13 protein-coding genes are annotated in these 18,524 nt (G+C 65.1%); 10 read left to right on the top strand and 3 right to left on the bottom strand.

From position 1 onward, the window contains the following. Positions 1-301 precede the first annotated feature (301 nt). From mgtE to AXK11_RS07530, 4 genes are all read left to right on the top strand, one after another. Positions 302-1,696 carry a magnesium transporter gene (gene mgtE / locus AXK11_RS07545; protein WP_068630884.1) on the top strand — a complete coding sequence of 465 codons (1,395 nt, stop codon included), beginning with the start codon at positions 302-304 and terminating at the stop codon, positions 1,694-1,696. A gap of 146 nt (positions 1,697-1,842) precedes the next feature. Further along, positions 1,843-3,711 carry an ABC transporter ATP-binding protein gene (locus AXK11_RS07540; RefSeq protein WP_068630881.1) on the top strand — a complete coding sequence of 623 codons (1,869 nt, stop codon included), beginning with the start codon at positions 1,843-1,845 and terminating at the stop codon, positions 3,709-3,711. Beyond that, positions 3,708-5,642 carry an ABC transporter ATP-binding protein gene (locus AXK11_RS07535; protein ID WP_082781025.1) on the top strand — a complete coding sequence of 645 codons (1,935 nt, stop codon included), beginning with the start codon at positions 3,708-3,710 and terminating at the stop codon, positions 5,640-5,642. The genes AXK11_RS07540 and AXK11_RS07535 overlap by 4 nt, the downstream gene beginning before the upstream one ends. A 222-nt stretch (positions 5,643-5,864) precedes the next feature. Then, positions 5,865-6,143 carry an SWIB/MDM2 domain-containing protein gene (locus AXK11_RS07530; RefSeq protein WP_082781024.1) on the top strand — a complete coding sequence of 93 codons (279 nt, stop codon included), beginning with the start codon at positions 5,865-5,867 and terminating at the stop codon, positions 6,141-6,143. 548 nt (positions 6,144-6,691) lie between these two features. Here the strand turns inward: AXK11_RS07530 and AXK11_RS07525 are convergent. The 3 genes from AXK11_RS07525 to AXK11_RS07515 form a co-directional block, all read right to left on the bottom strand. Next, a complete protein-coding gene (locus AXK11_RS07525) occupies positions 6,692-7,369 on the bottom strand; it encodes a hypothetical protein (protein WP_068630878.1) in 678 nt (225 codons plus the stop codon). Between the two features lie 128 nt (positions 7,370-7,497). Beyond that, positions 7,498-8,826, bottom strand: coding sequence for a M48 family metallopeptidase (locus tag AXK11_RS07520; RefSeq protein ID WP_156469256.1), 1,329 nt, complete (start codon positions 8,824-8,826; stop codon positions 7,498-7,500). A gap of 477 nt (positions 8,827-9,303) precedes the next feature. Beyond that, positions 9,304-11,484, bottom strand: a complete 2,181-nt coding sequence (locus AXK11_RS07515; protein WP_068630873.1) for a protein-disulfide reductase DsbD family protein — start codon at positions 11,482-11,484, stop codon at positions 9,304-9,306. A gap of 144 nt (positions 11,485-11,628) precedes the next feature. Here AXK11_RS07515 and guaA point away from each other — a divergent pair, with 144 nt between their 5' ends. The 6 genes from guaA (at position 11,629) to hisH (ending at position 18,184) form a co-directional block, all read left to right on the top strand. Next, complete coding sequence (gene guaA / locus AXK11_RS07510; RefSeq protein ID WP_068630872.1) at positions 11,629-13,170, top strand: glutamine-hydrolyzing GMP synthase; 1,542 nt, start codon at positions 11,629-11,631, stop codon at positions 13,168-13,170. 176 nt (positions 13,171-13,346) lie between these two features. Further along, a complete protein-coding gene (locus AXK11_RS07505) occupies positions 13,347-14,099 on the top strand; it encodes a hypothetical protein (RefSeq protein ID WP_068630870.1) in 753 nt (250 codons plus the stop codon). Between the two features lie 33 nt (positions 14,100-14,132). Beyond that, complete coding sequence (gene hisD, locus AXK11_RS07500) at positions 14,133-15,488, top strand: histidinol dehydrogenase (protein WP_082781023.1); 1,356 nt, start codon at positions 14,133-14,135, stop codon at positions 15,486-15,488. Between the two features lie 15 nt (positions 15,489-15,503). Next, positions 15,504-16,715: a pyridoxal phosphate-dependent aminotransferase gene (locus tag AXK11_RS07495; protein ID WP_082781022.1), complete on the top strand. Its 1,212-nt coding sequence runs from the start codon at positions 15,504-15,506 to the stop codon at positions 16,713-16,715. Then, positions 16,697-17,293 carry an imidazoleglycerol-phosphate dehydratase HisB gene (hisB, locus tag AXK11_RS07490; RefSeq protein WP_068630868.1) on the top strand — a complete coding sequence of 199 codons (597 nt, stop codon included), beginning with the start codon at positions 16,697-16,699 and terminating at the stop codon, positions 17,291-17,293. The genes AXK11_RS07495 and hisB overlap by 19 nt, the downstream gene beginning before the upstream one ends. A gap of 6 nt (positions 17,294-17,299) precedes the next feature. Continuing rightward, positions 17,300-18,184, top strand: coding sequence for an imidazole glycerol phosphate synthase subunit HisH (gene hisH, locus AXK11_RS07485; protein WP_082781021.1), 885 nt, complete (start codon positions 17,300-17,302; stop codon positions 18,182-18,184). Positions 18,185-18,524: the final 340 nt, after the last annotated feature.

Genomic DNA, 18,524 nt, shown 5'->3' with positions numbered 1-18,524 from the left:
CCTCACAGTCAGGGCAGCATTTCACCCTTAAAATATCGCTAGCTTCCGCTCTAGCTAGGAATTAGCTTCACAGAGGTCAGTAACTTGGTAGATATTTTAGATTCATAACTCATTGATAATTAACACAGATTTTTAGTCATATGCTTTTGCAAGTTACGGGCTTCTGTGTAAATGGTATTAGCGCCCCGCCCCGCGCTGTGCGGTTTGCGCCCAATTTGTTCGGAGGCGTGGGGCGCTGTTTGCCGTTGGTTTCTTTCTTTTACTGGCGCGTGTGTGGTGCGGCTGCCTAGGGTCGCGGGCGATGTCTGGATCTGGAAACACTGCGGAGCTAAGGGCTGAGATTGTCGCGCTGTTGCGCGCGCACGACACCGCGGGGTTGCGTGAGCGACTGGCGCCGATTTTGCCCGTGGACCTGGCGCCGATCATCGGGGATTTGCCGGTGGAGCAGTTGGCGCAGCTTTTCCGCACGGCGTCGCGGGATGTGGCGGCGGCGACTTTTCCCTATCTGGAGCACGAGGCGCAGCGGCATTTGCTGAAGTTGATGACGCCGGAGCAGAGCGCGGCCTTGCTCAATGCGCTGCCGCCCGACGACCGCACGGCGTTTCTCGACGATTTGCCGCTGGAGCATGCGATGCAGTTGCTGTCGCTGTTGACGCCAGATGAGCGCGAGATCGCGCAGGCGCTGCTCGCCTATCCGGAGCACAGCGTGGGGCGGATGATGACGCTGGACTATGTGGCGGTGCGGCCGGAGTGGACGGTGCCGCAGGCGCTGGCCTACATCCGTACGCATGGCTACGACCGCGAGACGCTCAACGTGGTCTACGTGGTCGATGAGCATGGGCGGCTGATCGACGATGTGCGGGTGCGGCGCTTCTTGCTGTGTACGCCGGATCAATCGGTGCGCGATTTGATGGACGGAAATTTCTCCGCGCTGTCGCCCTACGACGACCGCGAGACGGCGCTCGAGGTTTTCCGCAAATACGACCGCGTGGCGCTGCCGGTGGTGGGCGAGGGGAAGAAGCTGATGGGGATCGTGACCGTGGACGACATGCTCGACGTGGCTGACCAAGAGGCCACGGAGGATATTCAAAAGCTCGGCGGCAGCGCGGCGTTTGACGAGCCGTACACGGAGACGCCGCTGCTGCAAACGATCCGCAAGCGGGCGCCGTGGCTGGCGATGCTGCTGATAGGCGAGATGCTGACGGCGACGGCGATGGGCCACTTCGAGGAGGAGTTGAAGAAGGCGGTCGTCCTCGCGCTCTTCATCCCGCTGGTGATCAGCGCGGGGGGCAATGCGGGCTCGCAGGCGGCGACGTTGATCATCCGCTCGCTGGCGCTGGGCGAGTTTGCGCTGCGGGATTGGTGGCGCGTCATGTGCCGCGAGCTGGCTGCGGGTGCGTTGCTGGGCGTGATTTTGGGGGCGATCGGGTTTTTGCGAATCGCGCTGTGGGGGCTGGCCTCGCCGGGGATTTACGGGGAGCACACGTTGCTGATCGGGGTGACGCTGGGGGTGGCCCTCTCGGGCATCGTGCTGTGGGGCTCGCTGGTGGGCTCGATGTTTCCGCTCTTGCTCAAGCGGATCGGGCTCGATCCGGCGACTTCGAGCGCGCCTTTTGTGGCGACGATGGTCGATGTGACGGGGCTGGTGATTTACTTCAGCGTGGCCTTCGTCGTCCTGCGCGGGACCTTGCTGTAGGAGGGGGCGGGGGCGTTTTTGGCGAGAGCGCGACGGGGTTTCAGGGAGTGGCCCGCCTGTGTTTTTGAGCGTCCGCGCGGCCCCTGCATTTTTACGTAAAAAAACCGTGCAGTGCTTGATGCTCTGCCTAACGTGCGCGCCTCATCATGGCCGAGCCTCCCCCTGCTGCCAGCAGTGCTACCCCACCACTGAGTAACGGTGTCCTCGTCCGGCGGCTCTTTGGCTTGGCCTGGAAATACCGGTTTCACTGCATCGGCGTGCTGTCCCTACAGGTGGTGTTGCTGTCGATCGGCATCGCGGGGCTTTCGTTTACGGGGCTGGGGATCGACTACATCCGCTCGCGTGTGGAGGGCGTACCGCTGGGGGAAAACGTGCTGGGGCTGGTGCCGCCGCCGGATTGGTCGCCGCTGCGCGTGCTGGGGGCGCTGGCTTGCGCGATCCTGCTGTTTGCGGTGACGCGCGCGTTTCTGAACTACTTTTACTCGGTCTCGGCGAACAAGCTGGTGCAGCAGAAGATCGTGACCGATCTGCGCGCCCAGGTTTACGACAAGCTCCAGCGGCTCTCCTTCCGCTTCTTCGATGCCAACAACACGGGCTCGATCATCACGCGGGTGACGGGCGACGTGCAGGCGGTGCGGATGTTCATCGACAGCGTGCTGATACAGAGCGTGATCATGCTGATCTCGCTGACGGTGTACGTGGTCTACATGGTCAACCTGAACGTGAGGCTCACGCTGGTGTGCCTGGCGACGACGCCGCTGCTCGCGGTGGCCTCCACCTGGTTTTCCAAGAAAATGCAGCCCGAGTATAAGCTCAACCGCACGCTCTTCGAGCGCATGGTGCAGGCGCTCTCGGAGAGCATCCAGGGGATCGCGGTGACCAAGGGCTTCGGGCGCGAGGCGGAGGATCGCGAGCGCTTCAACCGCGCGAACCGCGCGGTCTACGAGCAGCAGCGCGGGATCTTTTGGCGCGTCAGCCTCTTCTCCCCCACCATCGGCGCGCTGACGCGGGTCAACATGCTGGTGCTGCTCGGCTACGGAGGCTGGCTCGTGATTCACGGGCAGCTCCCGCTCGGCACCGGGCTGATCGTTTTTGCCGGCTTGCTCGAGCAATTCTCCGGTCAGGTAAACAGCGTGGCCTGGCTGGTAAACAGCGTGCAGCAATCGCTGATCGGCGCGCGCCGCGTGTTCGAGATCCTGGACTCGCCGGTCGAGGTGGAGAGCGCGCCCGATGCGGTGCGCTGCGGGCGGCTGCGCGGCGCGGTGCGCTTCGATGCGGTGAGCTTTGCCTACACGGGGATCAACCCCGTCTTGCGCGACATCGATCTCGACGTGGCGCCCGGCCAGTGCGTGGCGATCCTTGGCGAGACGGGCGCGGGCAAGAGCGTGCTCATGAGCCTGGTGCCGCGCTTCTTCGACCCGACGCTCGGGCGCGTCCTGATCGACGGGCTCGATGCGCGCGACCTGCACCTCGACGACCTGCGCCGCAACATCGGCCTCGTGTTTCAGGAGAGCTTTTTGTTCTCCAACACCGTTGCCGCCAACATCGCCTTCGGCCATCCGGACGCGACGATGGAGCAGATCGAGAAGGCGGCGAAAATCGCCGCCGCGCACGACTTCATCACCGCGCTGCCGCAGGGCTACGACACCGTGCTGGGCGAGAGCGGCAGCGGGCTCTCGGGCGGGCAGCGGCAGCGGCTGGCCATCGCCCGCGCCGTCCTCCTCGAACCGGCGATCCTGCTGCTCGATGACCCGACGGCGGCGATTGATAGCGAGACCGAGCACGAAATTTTTGAGGCCCTGGATCGGGCGATCGCGGGGCGCACGACCTTTATTGTTGCGCACCGGCTGAGCACGCTGCGCCGCGCGGACTTCATTATCGTGATGGAGCATGGCCGCATCGTGCAGCGCGGCACGCACGCGGAGCTCATGCGCCAGTCCGGGCCTTACAGCCGCGTGGCGCAGCTCCAGCTCATCGACGGCGCTGCGCTGCAAAACGAAGGGAGGGCGAAATGAGTACCAAAACACCGAGTCCGGGCGGGGCCACTGCCACTGCCGTTTCATCGTCGGGCGCAGACGCTGCACCGCAGTCGAAGTCCAAGGCCGCCGAAGCGAAGGCCGCGCTCACGATCCAGGATCACGACCACGAAAATGAGGTGCAGTTCAAGCCGCTGGAGTGGGGGCTTATCCGGCGGTTGTTTTCCTACGCGCGGCCCGTGCGGCGCAAAGTCGCCTGGCTAAGCGTAGTGACGGTGACGCGCTCGATCCAGCTGCCGATGCTTACCTGGGTGATGGGGCTCATCATATCGGGGCCGATTGCGCACCACGACGCGGGGCTGCTGGTATGGGCGCTCGGCGGCTACTTCATTTTCGCGCTGAGCGTGGACGGGCTCTACCACTTCCGCCACCGCCTCGCCCTGGAGGTGGGCGAGACGGTGGTCAGCGGGCTGCGCACGGAGATTTTTGAAAAAGTGCAGCGCCAGCCGATGAGTTTTTTCCACCGCGTGAAGCTCGGCCGCGTGCTCGGACGAGTGACCAGTGATGTGGAGTCGCTGCGCGTGGGGATACAGGATGTGCTCTTCGTCAGCCTGGAGCAGGGCGGGCAGCTCATCGTGGCGGCGGCCGTCATGGCGTACTGCGATCTCGTGCTCTTCCTCGTTGTCCTGGGGATGGCGCCGATCCTTTGGGGCGTGAACCGGCGCTTCCGGATGCGGCTCAGCTACGAGTCGCGCGCGGCGAGCGAGAGCTTCAGCCGCGTGACGGCCACGCTCGCCGAGTCGGTCAACGGTATCCGCGTGACCCAGGGCTTCGTGCGCCAGCAGACGAACTCGGGCCTCTTCCGCAATCTGCTCAATGCGCACTCGCGCCTGAATCTGGCTCTGGTGCGCACCTCGGCGATTCTGGTCCCGATGCTGGAGGTCAACAGCCAGTTCTTCATCGCCATCCTGCTGATGGTCGGCGGCTGGCGCACCTTTAACGACCTGATGACACTGGCCGAGCTGATCCAGTTTTTCTTCCTGGCGAACCTCTTCTTCTCGCCGCTGGCGACCCTCGGCACGCAGTACAACAACGCGCTCGTTGCGATGGCCGGGGCCGAGCGCGTCTTCTGGCTGATCGACCACAAACCCGAGTGGGAGGACGCACCCGAGGCGACCGCGCTGCCCGACCCGCGCGTGGCAGCGACCTCCGCGCCCTCCCAAACCCACGGCGCGCGCGTCGCCTTTCGCGATGTGACCTTTGGCTACGACCCGCAGAAGCCCGTCCTGCACGATATCAACTTCGTGGCCGAGCCCGGGCAGACGATTGGCCTGGTCGGCCACACGGGCAGCGGCAAGAGCTCGATCATCGGCCTGGTCGCCAAGTTTTACCTGCCCACTGCGGGCGAAGTCCGGATCGACGAACGCGAAGTGCGCACCATCACCAGCGACTCACTGCACCGGCAGATGGGCATCGTGCAGCAGCAGAACTTCCTCTTCACCGGCACCGTGCTCGACAACATCCGGATGAGCCGCCCCGAAGCCAGCGACGACGATGTGCGCGAGGCCGCGCGGCAGCTCGACTGTCTCGACATATTTGAAGGGCTGCCCGATGGGCTCCTGACCGAGGTAGGCGAGCGCGGCACCAGCCTCTCGGTCGGGCAGCGGCAGCTCATCTGCTTCACCCGCGCACTCCTGGCCGATCCGCGCATCGTGATCCTCGACGAGGCGACGAGCGCCATCGATGCGATGACGGAGGCGCGGCTGCAAACCGCCTTGGTCAAACTGCTGCACGGGCGCACGAGCTTCATCGTCGCGCACCGGCTGAGCACCATCCGCCACGCCGATCAGGTGCTCGTCCTCGACCAGGGCCGGATCATCGAGCGCGGGCGGCACGAGGAGCTCGTCGCCGCCGGAGGCCGTTACAGCGAGCTCTACGCACAGTTCACGCAGACGGCGGCCGCGGCCTAAAAGCGCCCGCTTTCCCCTTTGCTGCGTGCGCCGGTAATGCGCCCGCAGCACGGCTTGCGGCGTTTTTCGTGTGCGCCCGATTTTGCGCGCTCCTTGCCGCAAAATGGAGCGTCTCCGGCAGCCATCATTTCCTGCTAAAAAACTCCTAGGCAAGTGCCCCGTATTCCGCCTACATAAAGGCGTTGCTTTCAGAGGAAAGCGCACCGATAACTCAAAACTCATATGGCAAAAAAATCTGCACCCGCCCGTAAACCCAACGCCGCCTTCATGAAGCCTGTCACACCCGACGCTGCGCTTGCTGCTGTTGTTGGCTCCAAACCTCTTCCCCGCACCGAGCTCACCAAGAAGCTCTGGGATTACATCAAGAAGAACGGTCTCCAGAATCCGAAGGCCAAGACCGAGATCATCGCCGACGACAAGTTAAAGGCGGTCTTCAACGGCAAGGCCAAGGTCAGCATGTTCGAGATGACCAAGCTCGTCTCCGGTCACGTGTCGTCCTGAGTCCGCTCCTCCCCCGAAGCTTTTTCCTTTTACGAAAACCGCCGCATGGAAACCCATGCGGCGGTTTTTTCGTACCCCGACGAGGCAGCATCGCCGCCAAATAAATGCACTACGCGTGCAGCGGTGGCGTGGCGCCACGTGCCATTGAATTTGGGAATCGGCTCCGGCGCGTAGCGCCAGAGCACGATTCCCAAATTTAACGGGACATCCCCCTGTCGTTTCACGACAGGGAGTGGGGCATCAAATGCGGATGAAGCGGAAACCCGTTTGGGCGCGGTCTTCGACTACCTTATTTTGCGGCGCACTCGTTGGTGCGCCGTCCTGCTCCCTCGTCCCGCTTACGATCTTCAAACTTGACTGAACATTGCCGAGCTCCGGTCAGGGAGTTCATTCAACTGTGCGGCTTGTTCGTCGGGCGGAACGCCCGACAGCAAGCCGCACAGTAAATGGGAGCAGGCACCGCCTGCCGCCGCCCTCCCGCCCCCACGCGTAGTGGAGAAAAAAGGCGCACCGCGCAGTGCGGTCGTTGCCGCTGTGCGCCTGCGGCTTTAGACGTTCTCGCCGAGTTCGGCGAGGCGGGCCCGTGCGTAAGCTTGCTCGCGGTAGCGGCCGATTATTTTGGCGAGCTTGGAGGGCCGCGGCGATGAGCCCAGCCCGCCCGCGACGATGAGGTTTTTCTTTGGGCGGTACTTCAGCCCGTAGGTCTTCACCTGCGGCCATTCGAACCCGGAATCGGGCGCGAGTGTGAACTTGGTATACACGGAAACGGTGAAGCCGTTGTAGCTGCTGGTGTGGACGAGGTAGTCGTCGATCAGTGTCCACGGCAGCGGCTCATCGCGGCCGCGAAACTGCACGCCTGCCAGCGAGAGCGTGTACAGCGGGTTCTTATAATTACTCCACAGCTTGAACAGCTTATGGGCGATGAAGGCGAGTACCGCGAGCTCCAGGGCCAGCACACCGAGCGTTGCGCCCTTGGAGACCACGTCCTCGGGATCAAGCAGGCGTCCGGCTGTGAAGCTCAGCCCCACGACCAGGAAACCTGCGAGCAGGAGGAAGCCGACTGTCATGACAATCGCGCGCTCAAAGACGGGCGTCGTTTCAGGCACGGGGTCGACCAGAAGCTCGCGCAGGGTGCGGCTCTCCTCGGCGGCGTCTTCCTGGACTTGTTGGGTGAGGTCTTGCTCAAGGCTGTCGAGCAAACCGCTGGTTTGTTTTTTATCGGGCATGTTTTGGGATGTGGGTTGATTGTGTGTTTTAGTGGGAAAAGTGGGGGCGGTGCCGTTTCGGCTGAGAAGGAAGTGCGGTGTGCGTGTGCAGGCGGCGCAACCGCACACAAAAGTGTGCGAGCAGGCTCTTAGCGCAGGCCGAGCTCTTCGAGCAGCCCGCTGGGCTCGCGGTTGCTGGCGAGCTGTGCGAGCTCGGCGGTTACAGGGACGCCGAGCATCTCGATGCGCTGGCGCGTGCAGGGCTGGGCCTCGCGCGGGTGGAACGGGTGCCCATCGAGATGCGCGAGCGGATCGAGCGTCGGGGCTTTGGAGACTGCCTCAAACACGCTCGCGAGGAGCCCGTCCGGATGTGGGCTGCGCCCGCCGTTGTGGGCAAACTCGGCCAACAGGGGCTGGATCACGCTGGCCAGCGTGGTGAGCCGCAAGAGCGCGAGGGCGGCGCTTTGCGGACTGGCGGCCGCGCTGCCGAGCGCGTCGACCACGTAGGTACGCTCGGCGGCCCATTGATCCAGTGCGGGGGTGAAGTTTGTCAGGAAAAAGCCCACCAGCTTGCGTGCCGGAGTGCCCCACCAGTGGCCCTTTGCCTGCTCGATCATCGTAGCCTCCGCGTGCAGGTGGCTCATGTAGTGACTGATTTGCGCGTAAACTTCCGCAAACTGGTGCGTGCGCTTGACCTCCCCGCCGGTGAAGTGCGCGAGCTCTTGCGCGACCACGACGGCCAGCTCCTCGCGCGTCATGTAGGCGAGGTAGGGCACGGAGAGGAAAAGGCTGCGGCCCTCGAGGGGCGTTTCCGCGCGGTTCAGGTACAAGGGCGCATCCGCCGCGTAAAAGGAAGAGTCCAGCCCGATGACGATATGGTCGGGTACGGCGGTTTTCGCGCGCGCACTGGCCTCGTCTACGAGTGCCCAGAGTGCGGGGGCTTGGGCGCGAGTGAGCGCGCGGGCGGCGATTCGCGCGCCGCTGGCGAGTGCGGGCGGGTTGAGGATTGGCCGCGCGTGTTTGAGCAGCTTGTAGAGCGCGTAGGGCACGAAGATCGCTGCCACTATGAGGAGGGCGTAGTAGTACTCGCGGTAGGGGTCGAGTGCGCCGATTGCTACCGCCATCGCCCCCGCGCCCAGTAATAGCAGGCAGTCGGCGGCCAGCGCATGGCGCTGCATCAGCCGCTGCGCTTTTGCGAAATTGCTGAGGAACACTTCGCGCGACTGGAGCGCCTGCTGTGCGAGTCGATGGATCCCTCGCCGCGCGGTGAGGGCGAGTGCGCCCGAGAGCACGCAAATATCGACCGCGGCCCAAGCCCAGATTCGCGCGTGGGCGGCCCAGCTCTCGCTCGAAATCAGGAGCAGCACGAGGAGCGCAGGCAGCGCGACGAGGACGGGGCCCACAAGTATGTGGCGATAAGGAATACGCGCGGTGGGCACAGGAGCGGTGGAGGCGGTAGGGGCGGCTTTCGAGGACATGGGGGAGAAAAACGCGCCAGCGTGGACAAGATTTGCGCAGCGGCTACGCAAAAACGCACCTTTCTAGCCAGACTCCCGCTCCGCGCGGCTGCCCTACGCGGGCGGCGGTGGCGTGGCGCCACGTGCCATTGAATTTGCGATTTTGCCCGTGCGCTGCGCGCCCGAACAAAATCGCAAATTTAACGGGGCATCCCCCCCTGCCGCGTTGCGACTGGGGATGAGGCGTCAAATGCGAATGAAGCGTAAACCTATTGGGGCGGATTTTCCGGTTAACCGGTAAATGTTGCCTCTGACTCGGCGGCCCCGCCGCCGCGCATAATGAAGCGGTCAACAACCGCCCGACCGGAGGTCGGGTGTTCCTCATTGTGTGGTTTGCGTATCGCGCGGCACGCGCGATACGCAAACCACACAATAAATGGGTGCAGGCACTGCCTGCCGCCGCCCGCGTAGGGCTGCTCCACGGGCAGTGGCGGTGTTTCAGTGCCCTTTGAGTGCGTCGAGGACGATGCTCGGCGTAAGGAGGGAGGGCAGGGCGCGCGGCTCGGCTTCGCCGGGCAGGTAAACGAGGTTGAAGGGAATCGCGCTGCGCTGGTATTTCGCGAGCTCGGCGGTGATCTTCGGGTCCTTGTTTGTCCAGTCGGCCTTGAGTGCGGCGACGTTTTTCTCGGCAAACTGGCGCAGTACTTCGCCCGAGCTGAAGACCAGTTTTTTATTCGTCTGGCAAGTCGCGCACCAGCGCGCGGTGAAGTCCAGATAGATGGGCCGCCCCTCGCGTTGGTACCGGACGACGAGCTCCGGGCTCCAGGGCTCCCACACGATTTCGGTCGGCGCGGGCGCGTGCGGCCAGCCGAGCCACAGCCCTGCCGCGAGCAGCGCGGCGCCGCCGACGAGGCCCGCCCGGGCGCGGCCCGCACTGGCCCCCGGCGCGCGCAGCCGCCCGTAGGCCCACAGCCCGAGCGCGATCACGACCAGTCCGAAAAACACCATCAGCAGCCCGCTCTCGCTCGCCTGTCCCGCCAGCACCCACACGAGATAGCCGACCGTCGCGTAGAGCGGGAAGGCCATGAACTGCTTAAACGTCTCCATCCACGCGCCGGGCCGCGGCAGCACGCGCACCGCGTTCGGGAAAATCGACAGCAGCAGGTAAGGTGCGGAAAGCCCGACCGCGATTGCGGTGAAAACGAGGAACGATTCGCCGACTGGCATCGCAAGTGCTGCCCCGAGTGCGGGCGCGAGAAAGGGCGCCGAGCAGGGCGTCGCCACGACGGTGGCGAGCACGCCCGTGAAGAACGAGCCGCTGAGCCCGCCCTTCGTTTGCAGGCCCGCGCCGAGGCCGGTTGCGCCGAGGCCAAATTCGAAGACGCCGCTCAAATTCATCGCGAAAACGAGGAGCAGCACCGCCAGCCCGAAGACGAAGGCGGGTGACTGGTGCTGGAAGCCCCAACCGAGCTGCTCGCCTCCCGAGCGCAGTACGGCGAGCACGCCTGCCAGCGTCCAGAACGACAGCAGTACGCCGAGCGTGAAGACCAGCCCGTGGAGCACGACCTTTCGCCGGTCGCTGCCCGCCTGGTTTACGAAGCCCAAGATCTTGATCCCCAGCACGGGGAAAACGCAGGGCATCAGATTGAGGATCAGCCCGCCGAGGAGGGCCAGGATTGCCGTCGCCGCCAGTCCGGCGGTGTTCGGTGCGGCCCCGCCACCGAGTGCGCTTGCCGTGCCGCCGCCCCGCACTCCGCCTGTGGCCGCCGTGTTGTCCGCGCTGCCGGCGAGTCGGCCACTGGTGCTCGCATCGCGCAGCGGCACGTCGATCCGCAGCCCGGGCAGCGACTGATCGGCGCGCCAGCCTTGCGCTGCACTCAGCACGCCGACGAGTCGCGCGGCGTTTTCCCCAACGTGCTCGGGCGCGATTTTTAGCGTGAGCGTATAGCCGCCCGCTCCGTCGGGTGCGCTGCGCTGCGGCAGCTCGTAGCCCACGAGATCGTCGTCCGCGAAAAAGTGGAGCGTGGGCGCTGCCGCTGCTGTGCCCGCATCGCTGGCGGCGCCGCCTGATGTGCGCTCAACCGTCAGCGTAATCGTATCTCCGCTTCGCGTCGCGCTCGCGCGCCATTCGCCGTTGAGCGCAGCGGGCAGGTTGGCGAGCGTGTCGCGGATCCGCGCGGCAAAGGCGCTCGGCGCGGGCGCCGCTGCGCGGACGGGCAGCTCCAGCGCGAGCTGGGCCGCGCCCGGGATGCAGACTTCGTCGCACATCAGCCAATCGACCGCCGCGCGCAGCGTCACGGTCGAGCCAGTTGCGAGCTCGGCGGGCGGCGTGATTTTTACCGGCAGGAGCACGTCGCCCTCGTAGCCATTGCCGATGACCGTGCCGTGTGCGTCGCGCAGCACTTTGGGCGTGGGCCACTCGATCTCGCCTGCGGTGAAGCCTTCCGGCAGCGTCCACTCGATGCTGGTCGCCAGCCCCGTCCCCGGGTTGATCCAGTACGTGTGCCAGTGCGTATCGTGCTCCAGACGCAGCGCGGCGGTGAAGGGCTGGCCAGGCTGGATCGACTCGACTTCGGCGACGAGCGTGGCGCGGACCTGGGCCGTTGCCACCGGCGTGCTCAGCGCAAGGCTGCCGCTGAACAACAGCGCGAAAAGGGTGAAGACTCGCAGGCGAAGCATAGGGCGTCAGCTAGGTACAAAGTCTGTCTCGCGCAAATAAAACGGATTGCTGCCCCGTAGCTTTTCCCCGTGACTGCGCGGTTTCGCTTAGCCCTACGGGCTCGCGTCTCGCCCTCTCCCAGTCGCCTTTCCGCTGCCACACTCATGCCTCAGACGATCGCCGTTCTCGATTTTGGCTCTCAATACACGCAGGTCATCGCGCGCCGCATCCGCGAGTGCGAGGTTTACTCCCGGATCTACCCTTATGCGACCTCGGCGGAGGCGCTGCGCAAGGACGGCGTGATCGGCATCATCCTCTCGGGAGGGCCCAGCAGCGTATTCGCGCGCACGGCGCCGCTGCCCGATCCGGCGATTTTTGAGCTCGGTGTGCCCGTGCTCGGCATCTGCTACGGCGTGCAGCTCATGGGGCGGCTCCTCGGCGGCGAAGTCGCCAAGAGCCAGGCGCGCGAGTTTGGTCACGGGACGCTCTCAATCGCCAAGCCGGGCCGCCTCTTCGCCAAGCTCCCGCGCAAGCTGCGCGTATGGAACTCCCACGGCGACAAGCTCACGGCGCTGCCGCCCGGCTTTGCGCCGATCGGCACTACGGAAAACTCGCCCTACGCCGTCATCGAAGACCGCAAGCGCGACTTTTACGGCATCCAGTTTCACCCCGAGGTGTTTCACACCGAGCGCGGCACCGAGGTGATCCGCAACTTCCTGCTCAATGTCTGCGGCGCGCAGCAGGACTGGACGACGAAGGACTTCATCAAGCACGCGGTGGGCGAGATCCGCCGCACGGTCGGCAAGTCGCGCGTACTGCTCGGCCTGTCGGGCGGCGTGGACTCCTCGGTCGCGGCCGCGCTGCTGCACCGCGCGATTGGCAAGCAGCTCACCTGCGTGTTCGTCGATAACGGCCTGCTGCGCGCGGGCGAGCGCGAGGCGGTCGAGGCCCTCTACGGCAAGCACTTCAAGATCGACCTGCGCGTGGTCGATGCCTCGGCACTTTTTCTTCGCCGGCTAAAGGGCGTCGGCGAGCCCGAGCAGAAGCGCAAAATCATCGGCCGCACCTTCGTCGAAGTATTTGAAAAATCGCTCAAGCAAATCGGTCGCGGCGTCGATTTTCTCGCCCAAGGCACGCTCTACCCGGACGTGATCGAGTCGGTCGCCATCGACAACAACCCCGCCGCGCTCATCAAGAGCCACCACAACGTCGGCGGGCTGCCCGAGCGGATGAAGCTCAAGCTGCTGGAGCCCTTGCGCGAGTTGTTTAAGGACGAAGTGCGCGCGGTGGGCGAGGCGCTGGGGCTGCCGCGCGAGGTCGTCTGGCGGCACCCCTTCCCCGGGCCCGGGCTCGGCGTGCGCGTCCTCGGCGAGGTCAGCCGCGACAAGCTCGATGTGCTCCGCCAGGCCGACACGATCCTGCTCGAAGAGATGCGCAAGAGCGACTGGTACGGCAAAGTCTGGCAGGCGTTTTGCGTGTTCCTGCCCGTCAAGTCGGTCGGCGTGATCGGCGATGAGCGCAACTACTCGTGGGTCATCGCCGTGCGCGTCGTCGAGAGCATCGACGCCATGACCGCTGACTGGACGCGCCTGCCCTATGACCTGCTCCAGCACATCTCCAACCGCATCACCAACGAAGTGCGCGAGGTCAGCCGCGTCGTCCTCGACATCAGCTCCAAGCCGCCCGCCACCATCGAGTGGGAGTGAGGCGGGCGCGGCCCTGCGCCGCCCTGCGCGACCCCGCGCCGCTTGCGGCGTTGTTCGCCACTCCTGCCGCAAAAATGCTGCGCCGCTCTTTCCTTCGCCCACGCAGTCTCCGCTACTCAATCGCCGTTCCCTCGGACCCTTTCCCTCACCGATCATACTTTATCTAAAAACCCACCATGAAACTCACACGTTCCCTGTTCGCCGCAGCCCTCGCGCTTGCTTTTGGCCTCGCTGCCCAAGCGGCCACCGAGCTTCCCATCATCGCCAAGGCCCGTGCCTACCTCGCGAAAGACACTGTTCTCGATGGCGTCAAGAGCCTGCAAATCTCCGGTACGCTCGACCTCGGCGCTGCGGGGGCCGACCTCAAGGAGCCCGTCACCGTGGAGATCACGTTTCAAAAGCCTTATCGGCAGCGCAGCGTCATCCGCTCCGAGCGCGGCGTCGAAGTGACCGTCCTCGATGGCTACGACGCGTGGCATCACGTCGTCCCCGCGGCTGACAAAAGCCAGTGGAGCCTAGCCGTCCTCCAGGCACCGCAGATCAAAAACCTGCGGGCCAATGCGTTTGAAAACCTCTCCTTTTACCGCGGGCTCGAAGCCGCTGGCGGCCGGATCGAAGACCAGGGCAGCACGACCGTCGATGGCCAGCGCTGCCAGAAGGTCGCCTTCATCCACGACCGCGACATCGTCTTCTACCGCTACTTTAACCAGTCGACGGGCCGCCTCGTGATGACCGAGACCGCGCGCGGCGAGACCATCCGCGAGAGCGGCACCATCGAGGTCAGCGGCATCAAGTTTCCCCAAAAGCTGACGACCACCGCGCGCCTGCCCGACGGCAGCCAGCAGACCACCGTCATCAACTTCGAGCGCATCGTCGTAAACGGGCCGATCCCCGCCGATGCCTTCCAGACCCCGTCGCTCACGAACTGAGCGGCCTCCGTGAGTCTTAAGCGGAACAACACGATGGCCACTAAATCGAAAAAACGCGTGCGACCCGCAGGCCCAGAAAACGCGCTTTTGGCGAAAACGCTTCACAGCAGTGACGCGCATTTCGCGCGCGGCCTGGCTGCCTTTTGTCAGGAGGCACAAGTCCCCGAGAAAGTCACGCAGTCGGTCGCCGCGATCCTCGCCGACATCCGCGCGCGCGGTGATGCCGCGCTGAGCCACTACGCCGCGCAGTTCGACGGTGCGCAGCTCGCCCCGGGCGAGTTTCGCGTTTCGCCCGCCGAGCTCGCCGCCGCGCACAAGCGGCTCCCGCTTGCCGAGCGCCGCGCGATCAAGGCCGCCCACGCGGCCATCCTTGCGTTTAACCGCGAGGGCCGCGCCAAGCCCTGGCGCGCGCGCAATCCGCATGGTGCGACGGTTGGCGAAAAGTTTGACCCGATCCGCCGCGTCGGCCTCTACGTCCCGGGCGGCCAAGTCCCACTCGTCTCCACGGTTTTGATGACGGCCACGCTCGCGAAAATCGCGGGCTGCCCCGAGATCGCCGTCTTCACGCCCTCCGACGCGCAAGGCCGCGTGGCCGATGGGCTGCTCGGCGCGCTGCACTTCCTCGGCATCAGCGAGGTCTACCGAATCGGCGGTGTGCAGGCGATTGGCGCGATGGCCTACGGCACGGCGACGATCCCGCGCGTCGACAAGCTCTTCGGCCCGGGCAACGCCTACGTGTGCGAGGCCAAGCGTCAGGTCTTCGGCGCGGTCGGCGTCGATTCGCTGCCCGGCCCCAGCGAGCTGATGGTGATCGCCGATGCGACGGCGCGCGCCGACTACGTGGCGAGCGACTTGCTCGCCCAGGCCGAGCACGGCTCGGGCCGCGAAAAAATCTACCTCGTCGTCACCAGCGAAGCACTCGCTCGCGCCGTCGAGCGCGAGCTGGCCGCCCAGGCGCGCACGCTCAGCCGCTCCGAAAAAGCGCAGCGCGTCCTGGACGAGGGCTTCTTGACCATCATCGTCAAGCGGCTGGAAGAAGCCGCTGCGATTGCCAACACGGTCGCGCCCGAGCACCTCGAGCTCATCGTCAAGCCCGCCGCCGAGAAGAGCCTGCTAAAGGCCATCACCACGGCGGGCGCGATCATGATCGGCAACCACACGCCGACCGCGCTGGGCGATTTCACCGCGGGCCCCAGCCACGTGCTGCCGACCGGCGGCAGCGGACGTTTCTTCAGCGGGCTGCGCGTGGCTGACTTTGTGCGCCGCACGAGCCTCGTCCGCTACGACGCCAAGAGCGTGCGGCTGGCCGAGCCGGTGGTCTCTGCCTTTGCCGCGATGGAGCAGCTCGATGCACATGGCCGCTCGGTGAGCATTCGTGTGGCGGGCTGATATTTTTCCTACGCTGTGCCAACTGACGCCGCCTCTACTCCCGACCTTGCCGCGCTCGCGCTACCGCATGTCGCCGCGCTGCATGCCTACACGCCCGGGCTGCAACCCACCGAGCCCGGCTGGGTAAAGCTCAACACCAACGAGTGCCCCTATCCGCCGAGCCCGCTCGTCGCCGCGGCGATCGCGGCCGAGCTTGGCGGGGCGGAAGGGGCAGGGGGGGAGGGCGCTTCGCTCCGCCTGTATCCGGAGCCTACGAGTGCCGCGCTGCGCGCTGCAATCGCCGCACATCACGGCGGCGAGGACAGCGGCCTTGGTGCGGCCAATGTGTGCGTGGGCAACGGCTCCGACGATATCCTTAACCTGCTCGTCCGCTGCTTTTGTGGAGCGGGGGTGGGCGAGGGAGGGCTCGGGAGGGGCGCAGACAGTGGTGCGCCGAATGCGGCAAGTGGTCGCGCCGGCTTTTCGCTGCCCAGCTACTCGCTGTATCCAGTCCTCGTGGGCATCGCCAATGGGCAGAGCGTCGCCATCGAGTTTGACCGCACGATGGCGCTGCCCGTCGAAAAAATCGCGAGCTCGGGCGCGTCGATTTTCTTCCTCACCTCGCCCAACGCTCCGACCGGCGTGGGCTTTGGCGAGCGCGAGATCGAGGCCGTGCTCGCTGCTTACGACGGGCTCCTCGTGGTGGACGAAGCCTACGCGCCCTTTGCGCGCGAAAGCGCCCTGAAATTGCTCGCGCGCTACCCGCGGCTCGTCGTCGTGCGCACCTTTTCCAAGGCTTATGCGCTCGCTGGCATCCGCGTGGGCTACTGCCTCGCACATCCGCAGGTCATCGCGTTGCTCGACCGCGTGCGCGATAGCTACAACGTGAGCCGCCTCTCGCAGGTCGCCGCGCTCGCTGCACTGAGCGATACCCGCTACTACGCCGGCGTGATCCGCAAAGTCGCTGCGACGCGCGACGCCTACCTCGCGCGCTTCGCCAGCGAGGCCGGCTGGTTCACCTATCCTTCGCAGGCCAACTTTATCTTCACCGAGCCGCGCACCCGCGGCGGGGAGATGGGCGCCGCCGTCGCGCAGGCCGCCTACGACTTCCTGTGCGAGCGGCGCGTCCTCGTGCGTCACTTCCCCAAGCACGCCTTGACCGCCCCATTTCTGCGAATCAGCGTCGGCACCGACGAGCAGATGCTCACCCTCTGGAACTCCCTGCAAGCATGGCTTCACGACGCATAGCAACCCTCAGCCGCAAGACCGCCGAGACCGACATCCAACTGACGCTGGCACTCGACGGGCGCGGCACGGCCAAGGTCGATACGGGCATCCCTTTTTTTAACCACATGCTGGAGCTCTTCGCGCGTCACGGGCTCTTCGATCTGGAGCTCAAAGCCGTGGGCGACGTGGACGTGGACTACCACCACACGGTCGAGGATGTGGGCCTCGTGCTCGGCAGCGCGATTCGCGAGGCCGTGGGCGATAAGCTCGGCATCCGCCGCTACGGATTTTTCCTGCTGCCGATGGATGAGACGCTCGCCCGCGTAGTCGTCGATCTCAGCGGTCGCGCCTGCCTCGCCTACGAGGTGGTGGCGCCCACGATGTTCGTGCGCGATTTTAACCTCATCCTCGTGAAGGAATTTTGCCGCGCATTCAGCAACGCACTCGGCTGCAACCTGCATGTCACGCTGCTGTACGGAGAGGAGCCGCACCACATCGCCGAGGCGATTTTTAAGGGGCTGGCCCGTGCGCTCGACATGGCGACGCAGATCGACCCGCGCGCCGCCGATTCGCTCCCCAGCACCAAAGGCTCGCTCTGAGCGACGATGAGTACCGAGACACTTTCAACGCCGCGCGAAAAAGTGGCCACCGCGGCAAATGCGAGAAGTGCTGGGCAACTAACGGGCAACGCCTTGCCGCTAGGCGGACAAGTTGCCGGCTTCTCAAGTAATGGCTCATCGCGAAATGCGGCCAATGACGAGCGGCCAACGAGCAGCTCGCCAGTAAGCGGGCCTGCGGCCCCCTTGGCGGTGGTCGATTATGGGATGGGAAACCTGCGCAGCGTCGCCAAGGCGCTGGAGTCCGCTGGCGCTTCGGTGCGAATCGTGACCCGGCCCGAAGAAATCGGCTCCGCTGCCGGATTGGTGCTCCCGGGCGTGGGCGCGCTGGCCGATTGCATTGCAGCGCTGCGCGCGAGTGGGCTCGACCGCGCCATCCGTGAGTGGATCGAGGCCGACCGGCCCTTCCTCGGCATCTGCCTCGGCATGCAGGCCCTCTTCGATTTTTCGGAGGAAGTTTCGGAAGTTACAGCGAGCGCGTCCGCCGCGAATGCAGCAGGGCAGGGCAGCTCCTCGCCTGCCGAAGGCCGCACCGCGGGCCTTGGGGTTTTTCGCGGCTCAGTCCGCCGTTTTCGGCTCCCGCCCGAGTACAAAGTCCCCCACATGGGCTGGAACACCGTCCGCTTCACCCAGCCCGCTTCGCCCCTGCTCGCGGGGCTGGAGACCGAGGGCGAGGCGTTCTACTTCGTCCACAGCTACTACTGCGCACCGAGTGAGCCGAGCCTGGTTCTCGCCGAGTGCGATTACGGCGGCCCCTTCACCGCAGCAATCGCGCGTGGAAATTGCTACGCTACGCAATTCCATCCCGAAAAAAGCCAAGCCCGCGGCCTCCACCTCTACCGCAACTTCGTAAACCTCTGCGCCCCTCAATAAAAGGAGTCGAAGCCGACGAGGCGCCAGCGAGCGGCTCGCCCAAGCGAAGAGCCGAAGCCGACGGCGCACCAACGGGTGCGCCGCCAAATGAAACAGGTCTCTGACCCCGCGTGGGGCGGTGGCGGGGCGCCACGTGCCATTGAATTTGCGATTTTGCCCGTGCGCTTTGCGCCCAAGCAAAATCGCAAATTTAACGGGACATCCTCCCTGTCGTCTCACGACAGGCGGTGAGGCATCAAATGCGGGTGAAGCGAAAACCCATTGAGGCAAATTTTTGGGCTAATGGGAAAATGTTGCTCTGACGCGGCGGCAACGACGCCGCGCCCATAAAATCGGTCAA

It is taken from the genome of Cephaloticoccus primus, assembly GCF_001580015.1.
Taxonomy (GTDB): Bacteria; Verrucomicrobiota; Verrucomicrobiia; order Opitutales; family Opitutaceae; genus Cephaloticoccus; species Cephaloticoccus primus.
The sequence above is the reverse complement of the archived record's forward strand: the minus strand, read 5'-3'. Positions and strand labels throughout refer to the sequence as shown.

What these genes read in the sequence shown, in the direction of transcription:
- AXK11_RS07535 (WP_082781025.1), top strand. Translation starts at nt 3,708, where the DNA reads ATGAGTACCAAAACACCGAGTCCGGGCGGGGCCACTGCCACTGCCGTT.
- AXK11_RS07520 (WP_156469256.1), bottom strand. Translation starts at nt 8,826, where the DNA reads ATGTCCTCGAAAGCCGCCCCTACCGCCTCCACCGCTCCTGTGCCCACC.
- mgtE (WP_068630884.1), top strand. Translation starts at nt 302, where the DNA reads ATGTCTGGATCTGGAAACACTGCGGAGCTAAGGGCTGAGATTGTCGCG.
- guaA (WP_068630872.1), top strand. Translation starts at nt 11,629, where the DNA reads ATGCCTCAGACGATCGCCGTTCTCGATTTTGGCTCTCAATACACGCAG.
- AXK11_RS07525 (WP_068630878.1), bottom strand. Translation starts at nt 7,369, where the DNA reads ATGCCCGATAAAAAACAAACCAGCGGTTTGCTCGACAGCCTTGAGCAA.
- AXK11_RS07530 (WP_082781024.1), top strand. Translation starts at nt 5,865, where the DNA reads ATGGCAAAAAAATCTGCACCCGCCCGTAAACCCAACGCCGCCTTCATG.
- AXK11_RS07515 (WP_068630873.1), bottom strand. Translation starts at nt 11,484, where the DNA reads ATGCTTCGCCTGCGAGTCTTCACCCTTTTCGCGCTGTTGTTCAGCGGC.
- hisB (WP_068630868.1), top strand. Translation starts at nt 16,697, where the DNA reads ATGGCTTCACGACGCATAGCAACCCTCAGCCGCAAGACCGCCGAGACC.
- AXK11_RS07540 (WP_068630881.1), top strand. Translation starts at nt 1,843, where the DNA reads ATGGCCGAGCCTCCCCCTGCTGCCAGCAGTGCTACCCCACCACTGAGT.
- hisH (WP_082781021.1), top strand. Translation starts at nt 17,300, where the DNA reads ATGAGTACCGAGACACTTTCAACGCCGCGCGAAAAAGTGGCCACCGCG.
- hisD (WP_082781023.1), top strand. Translation starts at nt 14,133, where the DNA reads ATGGCCACTAAATCGAAAAAACGCGTGCGACCCGCAGGCCCAGAAAAC.
- AXK11_RS07505 (WP_068630870.1), top strand. Translation starts at nt 13,347, where the DNA reads ATGAAACTCACACGTTCCCTGTTCGCCGCAGCCCTCGCGCTTGCTTTT.